The sequence below is a fragment of the Ensifer canadensis genome (genome assembly GCF_017488845.2).
Classification (GTDB): domain Bacteria; phylum Pseudomonadota; class Alphaproteobacteria; order Rhizobiales; family Rhizobiaceae; genus Ensifer; species Ensifer canadensis.
Window position 1 is genome coordinate 583,924 of record NZ_CP083374.1, and the last position, 10,815, is coordinate 594,738.

The window sequence follows — 10,815 nt, forward strand, 5'->3', positions numbered from 1 at the left end:
GGTATCGATTGGCTCGCGCATTCTCATGGCAGACCTCCCTTGTGATTTTCCCCTCCACAAACGCGGCTGCGGCGCAAAAGATGCATTCGATTGAGAACGGTCGGGAACGAAACGCCGGCTGAGCGGTTGAGTTCCGTTGGCCGCGTCAGGAGAACTTGTATCATGGTTGCCCCAAGAGCGAATTGGAAAGGCTACATCAAGTTCGGCGAGGTGACCTGTCCCGTGGCGCTCTATACGGCGGCATCAACTTCTGACCGCATCGCCTTCAACACTCTCAATCGCAAGACGGGAAACCGAGTCAAACGCGAATTCGTCGATGGCGAGACGGGAGATACGGTTGAGCGTGACGACCAGGTCAAAGGCTATGAGATGGAGAATGGCCAGTACGTCGTCCTGGAACCCGAGGAAATGGCCGAAGCCGTTCCCGAGAGCGACAAGACCCTGAAGATAGAGGCCTTCATCCCCTGCTCCCAGATCGACACAATCTACTTCGACAAGCCCTATTATCTCGCTCCCGACAAGCTGGGCACCGATGCCTTCGTGCTGCTGCGCGACGGGATGAAACAGGAAAAGGTCGCCGCGATTGCGCGAACGGTACTGTTCCGACGGGTGCGCACCGTCCTTATCCGAGTGCATGGCAAGGGGCTGATCGCCTCCACGCTCAACTTTGATTACGAGGTCCGTTCGGCCGACAAGGCTTTCGAGGATCTCCCCGACCTCAAGATCGAAGGCGAGATGCTGGATCTTGCCGAACATATCATCGAAACCAAGATGGGTAGCTTCGACGCCAGCAGCTTCGACGATCGATATGAGGCTGCGGTGGCCGAACTGGTCAAAGCCAAAATCGAAGGACGCTCGCTTCCCAAAAGGAAGGCGCCCGCTGCGTCGAAGCCTGGAGATCTGCTGCTGGCACTGCGCGAAAGTGCGGGCATGGCTGCGAAGAAAACAAAAGCAAAGCGCACCGCAGCGAATGTCAACAAGGGCGCCGCTCGCAAGCCAGCTGCAAAATCTGCAACTGCCAAATCCAAGCCCGCTACCGCGCAAAAACGGCGCGCCAGCTAGTCGGAGGACGCTTTCATGGCCGTTCGGCCCTACTGGAAAGGTTATCTCAAGCTGTCGCTGGTCACCTGCCCCGTGCAGATGATGCCGGCAACGTCCGACGAAGAAAAGGTCCGTTTTCATACGCTCAACCGCGCGACACAGAACCGTGTTATCAGCCACTACGTCGATGCGGTCACCGGGCACGAAGTCAAGGAGGACGACCAGGTCAAGGGCTATCAACGCGCCGAAGACGAGTACGTCATGCTGGAGGACGACGAGCTCGAAAATGTCGCGCTGGACAGCACCAAAACCATCGACATATCCACCTTCGCACCCCGCGACAGCGTCGAATGGATCTGGTTCGATACCCCGTACTTTCTCTCCCCGAACGACCCTGTCGGTCAGGAAGCCTTTTCCGTCATTCGTGAAGCGATGGAGGCCAAGCGGGTGGTTGGCATTTCGCGACTGGTCATCTCGCGTCGCGAACGCGCCGTCTTGCTGGAGCCGCGTGGTAAAGGCATCATCCTGTGGACTTTGCGCTACGGGGATGAGGTCAGGGACGAGAAAGCCTATTTTGAGGATATCGGCAACGAGAAAGCGGATTCCGACATGATGCCGCTCGTCCAGCAATTGATCGAAAAGAAGACCCAGGACTGGAACCCGAAGATAGTCGTCGACCCGGTCCAGGATCGGCTGCTCGACATCATCAACGCGAGAAAGAAACAGCTGAAAAAACCCCAGAAGGGCAAAGCGAAATCGCCAGCGTCGGAACCGAGCAATGTCATCAACATCATGGATGCGCTGCGCAAATCTGTGGCCGCCGAAACCCGACCCCGTAAATGAGCCGCGCACCATTGCCGAGGCTTCCGGTCCGCTACAGCCATCGCCCACGATCCATGTCGGGGTGAAAAGCATCCGCAATTTCGGCGGATGACTACGCCGCAGCCCTGTTCGTTTTGCTCAGGCGCTTGATCGCCTGCTCCAGCGAGCGCTGGCCTTCACAATAATCCTGCCAAGCGGTCCCCGCTCTCAGAAGCTCTGGCACGGTCCGGATCGTGAAGCGTTTGGGATCGAGACCCTTTTTGACCTGCGTCCAGTTGAGCGGCATCGACACCGGGGCGCCGGGGCGCGCCCGCGGCGACAGGGGCGCAACAGCGGTCGACATCCTGTCGTTGCGCAAGTAGTCGAGGAAGATGCGGCCCTCGCGCTGGCTCTTCGCCATCCTGATCAGGTAAAGATCTGGATTGTCGCGGGCCATCCGCTGACAGACATCATGGGCAAAAGCCTTCGCCTCTTCCCAACTCAATTTCTTCCGTCGCGACACGGCAAGCGGCGTTACGACGTGCAGTCCCTTGCCACCCGTCGTCTTGCAGAAGCTTACCAGCCCGAGTTCTGCCAACCGGTCGCGAATTTCCCGCGCCGCGTCAATGACGGTGGAAAACTCGACTTCGGGGCCCGGGTCCAGATCGAACACCAGGCGGCCGGGCACCTCCGGTTTCCCGGGCTCGCAATTCCAGGGATGCAGTTCGACACCACCGATCTGGGCGATCGCCGCAAGCCCCTCGACGCGGTCGATCTGCAGGTAGGGCTTCTTGTCCCCGAATACGGTGACCAGCTCGAGCAGGTTCGATGTTCCCGGCATGGCATGTCGCTGGAAGAATTGCTCGCCGCCAATCCCGTCGGGAGTGCGAATGATCGAACAGGGCCGCCCTTTGATATGATCGATCAGCCAGGACCCGACCGCCTCATAATATTGGGCAAGCTCAACCTTGGTCACCGGCTTCCCATCGCCACCATCCGGCCATAGAGGTTTTTCCGGGCTGGAAATCAGCACGTCCATGACCTCGGCCTTCCCGCCCTTGCGAATACGATTTGGTACTGGCTTTACCGTCGAAGGATCGGACACGGCAGCCTTTGACGGTGACGCCGGTTTTTCCGCTTTCACCTCGCCCGCGGGTTTGTCTTCCCTCAAGCCCTTGAATGCGGCCTGCCGCACCTGGCCATCGGCCGTCCAGCCGGCGAACTCGATCTCGGCAACGAGATCCGGCTTGAGCCAAACGATATTCCGATCCTTCTTTGGCGCCCCGTTACCAGTGAAGGGTGACTTGGAGGCCTCTAGCTTTTGCAGCTTCGGCAACAGCGTTTGGACGGTCTTTGCGCCATAGCCTGTCCCGACCCGGCCGACATAGACGAAATGCTCGCCACGATTGACGCCAACAAGGAGAGAACGGAACTTGCCGTTGGTCGTTGCATAGGCGCCGATGACGACTTCATGACCTGCGCGGCATTTGGATTTCGCCCATGTGTCGGAGCGGCCGGACTGGTACGGCGCATCCGCTTTCTTGGAAACGATGCCCTCAAGGGAAAGACGGCGGGCAGATCGCAGCACGGCATCACCGTCGGTTTCAAAATGCTCGGCGAAGCGCAGATGCGGATCGTCGCCCGCATCCTCCAGGATCGCTGCGAGCCGTTCTTTCCGCTGTGTCAGCGCGAACTCTCGCAGGTCCTCATCGCCGGTAAACAGGAGATCGAATGCAAAGTAGACCAAGGCATCGGTCTCGCCTTCGGAAAGTGCTGCCTGAAGGGCAGCAAAATCGGGTGCTCCTTTTTCGTCAAGAGCACAGATCTCACCATCGATGATGGCATCAGGCAGAGCTGCTGCCGACTTGGCGATGGCGGCAAATTTGGCTGCCCAGTCGAGACCTTTGCGGGTCTTCAAAGTCGCCTTGCCATTCTCGACCCGCATCTGAATGCGATAGCCATCAAATTTGATCTCATGGATCCAGCCACCGCCGTTCGGAGGGCGCTCCAGTGTTTCGCATAACTGCGGTGGGATGAAATCAGGCATTCTGGATTTCGGGCGTCTGGCGGACACAGACTTTTTTCGGCTCCCCGCTCCCGCCTGGCGTTCCTCGGCGGCAAGACCGTGGTTGCTGTCCCACACCGCGTCGGCCCCAATAGCGCCGCCCTCCACCATGAAGGGCTTTGGCTTTCTGCCTTTGCCCGACGCGATCGCGTCCATCGAGCGTCCGGAGGCGACTGAGGTGTCGTTTTCCTCAAGGACAGCCGCTCCGTTCTCATCGACCGAAAAATCGTCACGATGTTTGATCAGGAGCCAATTCGTTCGTTTTCCACCATCGCGATCATGACGCATGCGCACGAGCACAAAGCTGCCGTGGAGCCGTTTGCCCTCAAGGGTGAACTTGAAATCACCTTTGGCCAGCGCCTCTTCCGGCGTCCGATTTCCTTCCGGCTCCCAATAACCGCGATCCCACAGCATGACAGTGCCCCCGCCATACTGGCCTTTCGGAATGGTGCCTTCGAAATCGCCATAGTCGAGCGGGTGATCCTCGACCTCCACCGCAAGGCGCTTGTCTTGCGGATCGAGCGATGGCCCCTTGGTCACAGCCCAGGATTTGAAGACACCGTCGAGCTCCAAACGAAGATCGTAGTGCAGCTGGGTGGCGTCATGTTTCTGAATGACGAAGCGACGTCGATTGGAAGGGCTGAGCTTGCCCGCTCCGCTTGGTTCCTTGGTGACCTTGAAATCGCGCTTCTGTTTGTAGGTCGAAAGCTTGTCGCTGGCCATCGCTGTCCCCGGTCTCGTCCGCCATCCCCACCGACTTCCTTGAATGCAGATCAGATGCGTGCAGGCTCGCCTGCCAATCGTTGCTCATGGCAACACAAGGATTACGCGCCCGTGTTCACCGTGCTGTCACGTCTTGGAACGGCTCGCATCCTCGCGAGACAAAAACATTTTCGGGCGCGTTTGGTTCCTCTCGCGGTTAATGTCGGCGGGTGGAGGGAAGCTGCGGAGTATCGATCTTCAGCAAGCCGCTACCCTGTCAGCCGGACTTTGCACACTGCCCGAACGTCCGACAGCAGGTCTGGATAACGATCAAGATGCAGAGCAGCTTTACCAGTGGCACTGGCGGCTTCGCCCTGCGTGTTTGAGGAGGAACTTCGATGTTGCGGTGGCCACTTTGGAGTTTCTTAAGCGTCGAGAATGATCCGTGCGCGTCCGAAACGAATGCGTTCGCTCGGTCATGACCGTCCGGCGACAGACGGCCATCCCAAGGATGTCGCGGAAACAGCCCTGGGATGGCCAGTTCCCGCACGAGGCACATCATGTCTCTGTGCGGAAGATGCGAATTTGTTCACTGTTCTCGAAAGGCCCGGCTGAATTGGTCGGTAAGCGGCTTCGATAGGAACGACAGTGCCGTTCTTTGCTCCGTTGAAACGAAGACCTCCACCGGCATGCCGGGCAAGAGTTTATTGTCACCAAGCTTGGCCAACTCCGCTTGGGCAACCCCGATATCCGCCAAGTAGTATGTCTCACCGGAACTTGGGTCGTTGCTCGTAGCGGCCGACACATAGGTGACGTGTCCGGAGAGCTCGGGAGTAGTGCGTTGATTGAAAGCCGAAAAGCGAAGCTTCGCCACCTGACCGGAGAACACCTGATCGATATCGGTGGGAGAAAGCCGGGCCTGGATCTTAAGTGCAGCGTCGGTAGGGACAAGCGTGACCAGCTTTTCCGCCGGCGTGATCACCCCACCAATCGTGTGGACGAAAAGCTCGTTCACGGTTCCCGACAAAGGGGCGCGTATATCGGTGCGTTGCAATCGATCTTCGACAGCCACCTTTCGTTCACTCAACTCCGAGATCTTCTGTTCGACGGTCGTTAGATCACGCTGTGCTTCGGTCCGAGCGGCCTCGTCGATGGCGATGATCTGAAGCTCGATTTCGCTGGTTCTGGCCTTGGAGCGCGCGATGTTGGCTTGTATCTCGCCGTACTCGCCGGTGATCTTCGCCATTTCGCGATCAATGATGTACTTGCGGGAGGTCTCGAGCAGGTTCTTGTCGGTGAGGCGCTTGATCTTCTTGTGCTCGGTTTTGATCAGCGCCAGTTCGTCCTGCTTTGCGGTGAGCTGAACCTTCAAGCCATTGACCTCCTCTTCCAATTGGGAAATTCCCAATTGGAGCTGTTGCTTCTGGCTTTCCCGGTTCTGGCGGTTCCCGTAGAAAAGCCGCGCCTCGCCCATGAAGACCGTCGGAACCACACTCATTGCCTCACTGAGGTCTGCTCCAAACTGCAATTCCGCCGCGTTGTCCCGTTCGGCGACAAGCCTCGTTTTTCGCGCCGCCAGTTCGACGAGCTGGTTCTTGACGATGGACAGTTCCGCTCGGGTTTGCACGTCGTCAAGCCGCAGCATGATGTCGCCTTTTCTGACGGCGTCGCCTTCCTTGACCAGGATCTCGCTGACGATGCCGCCGTCACGATGCTGGATTGCCTTCAGGTTCTGATCGACCTTGACCATTCCCGCCGCAACGATCGCGCCCGTAAGCTGGGCCGTGGCAGCCCATCCGCCGGCGCCGGCAAAAAGCAGAACGCCAAGCATGGCGCCGACGATAACCCGGAAGGTTACCGGGAACGCGGCGTCTGCCTCATCGTCGCCGATGGCTGGAGGATTTCGTTGTGATTTGAGCATTTTATTTTTCCCCCCGGGATTATATTTGAGCGGTCTCGACGACCACCAACATGTGATGACCGCTCAAAGTGACAGCCACCTCGTATTCCTGGTCGTTGTTGGTATCGAATTCGATCCGCGTTACGCCATGTTCCTCTGTCCCCTCATGCCGCATTCTGATGGGAAGCGCGTCTTCATCGACATCTTCGCCATAGACAGCCTCGAAATGGTCCTCGAGGTTATCGACGATCTCCTCGAAGATCTGATACCTCGACATCTCGATGCGGTCCCCGACCATGAAATCGAGGATGTGATGGATGGCGTCGCTGGTCGATGAACCCGCCGGCATATTGAAACGGAAGACGTCATCGCCGCTGCCTCCCTCGAGGATCAACGCGGTTTGACCGACGTGGAAGACGTCCGCCTGGGCGCTGCCCACGATCTGTTCAAAGCTCGTGACAATGTCGGTTCCGATATCGACACCGGTCGCGATGCCGGTCTCAAGGTCGATGACAACCCCCTGCGTTGCCGCAGAATAATCCAGGGTGTCCAGACCCGATTGGCCATCATAATGGTCATCGGCGCTGTCCGCCGCGGCCATGACGGTATCGTTTCCCGCTCCGGCCGAAACGACATCCGCGCCTGCTCCGTCGTGAATGGTATCGTTGCCGGCCCCCGTGACGATCGTCTCGGCGTTGTCGCTGCCGATCACGCTGTCATCGCCTTGACCGGTCAGGACCACCTCGAAATTCGCGACGGTGTCCTCGCCGATTTCTGCGCCCGAGGCTTGGCCTTCGCTGAGGTCGATCTCGATCGACCGTGACAAGCTGGAATAATCGAGCGTGTCGGTGCCATCTCCGCCATCGTAAAGATCGGGGAGAAGATCCCCTCCTGCATCTTTAACCGTATCGTCGCCGGCTCCGGTGGCGATTGTCTCGGCCCCAAGGCTGGCGGTCACGCTGTCATCCCCCTGACCGGTCAGGACCACCTCAAAATTCGAGATGGTATCTTCGCCGATCTCTTCGCCGGCGGCGTTGCCTTCGCCTAAATCGATGATGATTGATTGTGACACGCTGGAATAATCGAGCGTGTCCAAACCGTCGCCGCCGTCATATTGGTCCGAGACGAGATCCCCTTCGCCCGCAATCGTGTCGTTACCAGCACCTCCCATGACGATATCCTCGTCGCCGCCCCCCACCAGAACATCCGCGCCTTCGTCCCCGACAAGATGATCCTTGCCCGCTTGCCCGAGCAGAGTATCGTTGCCGCTACCGCCGGACAGGCGATCGTCGCCGCTGCCGCCGTCGATGGCGTCGTTGCCTTCATCGCCGGCAACCAAATCGTTGCCGTCGCCGCCGAAGGCCAGATCGTCGTCAGCGCCTCCATGCAGGGCGTCGTCTCCCTCGTCCCCAGACAGAATATCGCGCCCCTCCTCGCCAAACAGACGGTCGTTGCCGCTGCCGCCGTGAATCTGATCGTCGCCTGTGCCGCCGAAGACGACATCGTTTCCGATCCCTGCGAAAATGATGTCGTTGCCCCCGCCCGCGACGATGTTGTCGTTGCCGTCGCCACCATCCACCGTATCGGCACCACCGCGGGCATCGATGCTGTCATCGCCTGCCCTGCCGTCGATGGCATCGCTGCAATTGGTGCCGAGCAGCAGATCGTCACCCAGGGTCCCGACAATCGGCGGGGCGCTGACCACGGAAAAATACGCAGTCTGGGTAATCGAAAGCTGGCCATCTGTGATCTGGTAGGTAATCGTGACCGGACCAAGCTCGGTCCAATCGTAGAGCCAACCTTCTGCGGTCCTAGTGATTGTGCCGGATGTCACCGTGATATCCCTGACGGAAAGCAAGTTGCCGTCCGGGTCGGACGCACCGCGCAATAGATCGGAAAGGCCGATGACGACCGCAGCACAACCGGAAGCATCCTTCAGCGTGACTGAGCCGTTCACGCGCGGTGCGCGGTTAACGGGGTCGTTATCTTCGTTGTCGTCATCATCGTCATCGTCATCACCACCACCCGGCTTGTCGTCTTCCCCATCCTTTACCGGGAAAGATTTGACGGGAGAGCCGGCAACAGACGGCGCCGACGCGACATTGTCGTTCGACGCCCTCAAGACGGGCGACGGGCTTTCCAGCTCCCACCGTTCAGACATCGAGGTCGAGAAATCATCCGGCCGGAATGAGGGCGATCGAATATCAACGGCATCCATTTCTTCGTTCTGGCTACTGTAGTTTCGCATGGCGCCGCCAGCCTTCTTTTTGGCAGGCGCTTCCTCTTCCTTGACTTCTTCCGGCTTGTTCTCCGCCACCAACTGCAAGGGGGCCATATCTTCCTGCGGCTCCCTTGCTTGCGGAGGCTGCTCCTCCGCCGGCTCCGACGCCGTGCTGAAGGCGCTCTTCAGATAAAGCGCAAAGCCCGTCAAAAACATCGCGATAACAGCCGGTGCTCTTGACGGCGCTTCCTCGTTTTTCAGGCTGTAGCGCTGGTGCGGGTCTTCCTCTTTGACCGTTTTTGTTCCCTTCGCCTCGATCATTCCGACACCTTTGACGTCATGCGCGCGGGCAGTGCGGGTCGGCCACCGGCGTCCCCTATCGCGGCTGGTTTCAGGATTTCGTTCTTGGGCCCAAACGCGACCAGCTTGCCGCCTTGAACCACGGCAATCAGGTCGCAGGCGGTAAGCGCGCTCGGGCGATGGGCAATGACAATGGCGATGCCATTGCGGGCGCGAACGGCTTGTATGGCCTGCGTCAGTGCGGACTCGCCCTCGCCGTCGAGATTGGAGTTGGGCTCGTCCATGACGACGATGAACGGATTGCGGTACAACGCCCGTGCAAGCGCGATCCGCTGCCTCTGACCGGCAGACAGGGATGCCCCCTGAGGCCCGAGCGCCGTACGGTAACCGTCCGGCAGACGCACGATCATTTCGTGAATGCCGGTGGTTTGTGCCGCTTCCACGATTGCCCGTGCGTCGACATCAGGATCAAGGCGGGAAATGTTTTCCTCGACCGTGGCATCCAGGAGTGCCACGTCCTGCGGGAGATATCCGATGTGCTGTCCGAGACAGCTGTCTGACCATTGCGTCAGCTCAGCATCATCCAATCGAACACCACCGCGAAGCGGCGGCCAGATCCCGGTCAGCGCGCGCGCAAGTGTTGTCTTGCCGCCGCCGCTTGGACCGATAATGCCCAGAACCTGTCCGGCTTCGATGTCGAAACTGACATCGCTCAGAAGAACCCGGCCGGAACCGGGGGCTGCAACCGTGAGCTTTTCGACCTTCAAGCTCTTAGCGGGCGCAGGAAGGTCCATCGGCGCAACGGTACTCGTCAATGCGACCACCGTTTCCTTGAGGCGAGCGAAGGCGGTTCGTGCCGTGACGAAACTCTTCCAGTTGCCGACAGCAAGATCGACCGGGGCAAGAGCACGCGCCGAAGCAACGGATGCAGCGATGATGGCGCCGGCAGACATTTCCCCCTGGATCGTCAGCCACGCTCCCAGACCCAGAACCGCAGACTGCAACACCATCCGAAGCACCCGGGAGATCGCCCCAAAGGTGCCGCTGATGTCGTTGGTCCGGGTTTGAAGCGCCAGGTGCTCCTTGTTGGCAACATTGAACCGGCTGACCGCACGCGGCGCAAAGCCCATGGCCTTCAACACCTCGGCATTGCGGGTGTTTGAATCGGCAATGGCATTTCGCTCAATACCGGCCTTGTGGGTGGCGGCGGCCCATCTGCGCGTCATCACCTCGGTCAGGATCGCGAGAATCGTGAGGACAAAGGCGCCGCCAAATGTCAGGGCGCCGAGATAGGGATGCAGCATGTAGACGAAGATCAGGTAGAGCGGCATCCAGGGAAGGTCGAAAAAGGCGATCGGCCCCTGGCTGCCGAGAAATCCCCTGACCGTATCGACGTCGCGGCCGCGCTCGAGGGCCTCTGCCGTGGAGAAGCCGAAACGGGGCATGTCGATCGCAACTTCATGCGCCAGAGGGGCGATCTTTGCATCCAGCCTTGCGCCGACGCGCACCAGTATCTGTGAGCGGATGATGTCGAAGAGCCCCTGGAACAGATAGAGCCCGATCGCCAGGATCGAGAGCCCGAGCAGGGTCGGGATGCTGCCGCTGGTCAAAGCCCGGTCGTAGATCTGCAGCATGTAGAAGGAGCCGGTCAGCGCCAGAATGTTGATTATTCCGGAGGTGATGAAAAGAAAGAGGAATATTCCTTTAAATCTCTGCGTAAGCTTCTCAGCGTTCTTACGTTTCGTGCCAGTCAGTGGGGTCTTGCGCATGATACTCACCAATCCG

General features: G+C 59.2%; 6 protein-coding genes. 2 read left to right on the forward strand and 4 right to left on the reverse strand.

The annotated features are described in order from the left end of the window. Positions 1–162 precede the first annotated feature (162 nt). On the forward strand, positions 163–1,062 hold the full coding sequence (gene ku, locus J3R84_RS36110; RefSeq protein WP_203527438.1) for a non-homologous end joining protein Ku: 900 nt from the start codon (positions 163–165) through the stop codon (positions 1,060–1,062). A 15-nt stretch (positions 1,063–1,077) separates the two neighbouring features. Further along, positions 1,078–1,884 (forward strand): non-homologous end joining protein Ku, encoded by an 807-nt coding sequence (gene ku / locus J3R84_RS36115; protein ID WP_057221151.1) that lies wholly within the window; start codon positions 1,078–1,080, stop codon positions 1,882–1,884. A gap of 91 nt (positions 1,885–1,975) precedes the next feature. Here ku (J3R84_RS36115) and ligD read toward each other — a convergent pair whose 3' ends face one another. The 4 genes from ligD to J3R84_RS36135 form a co-directional block, all read right to left on the reverse strand. Further along, the gene (gene ligD, locus J3R84_RS36120; RefSeq protein WP_203527437.1) at positions 1,976–4,630 is read right to left on the reverse strand and encodes a DNA ligase D; all 2,655 of its coding nucleotides are present in this window, start codon (positions 4,628–4,630) and stop codon (positions 1,976–1,978) included. Between the two features lie 568 nt (positions 4,631–5,198). Then, the gene (locus tag J3R84_RS36125) at positions 5,199–6,530 is read right to left on the reverse strand and encodes an HlyD family type I secretion periplasmic adaptor subunit (protein ID WP_203527435.1); all 1,332 of its coding nucleotides are present in this window, start codon (positions 6,528–6,530) and stop codon (positions 5,199–5,201) included. Positions 6,531–6,549: 19 nt separating this feature from the next. Then, positions 6,550–9,051, reverse strand: coding sequence for a cadherin-like domain-containing protein (locus tag J3R84_RS36130; RefSeq protein ID WP_203527433.1), 2,502 nt, complete (start codon positions 9,049–9,051; stop codon positions 6,550–6,552). After that, positions 9,048–10,799, reverse strand: a complete 1,752-nt coding sequence (locus tag J3R84_RS36135) for a type I secretion system permease/ATPase (RefSeq protein ID WP_057221155.1) — start codon at positions 10,797–10,799, stop codon at positions 9,048–9,050. Before J3R84_RS36135 ends, J3R84_RS36130 begins: the two co-directional genes overlap by 4 nt. Positions 10,800–10,815: the final 16 nt, after the last annotated feature.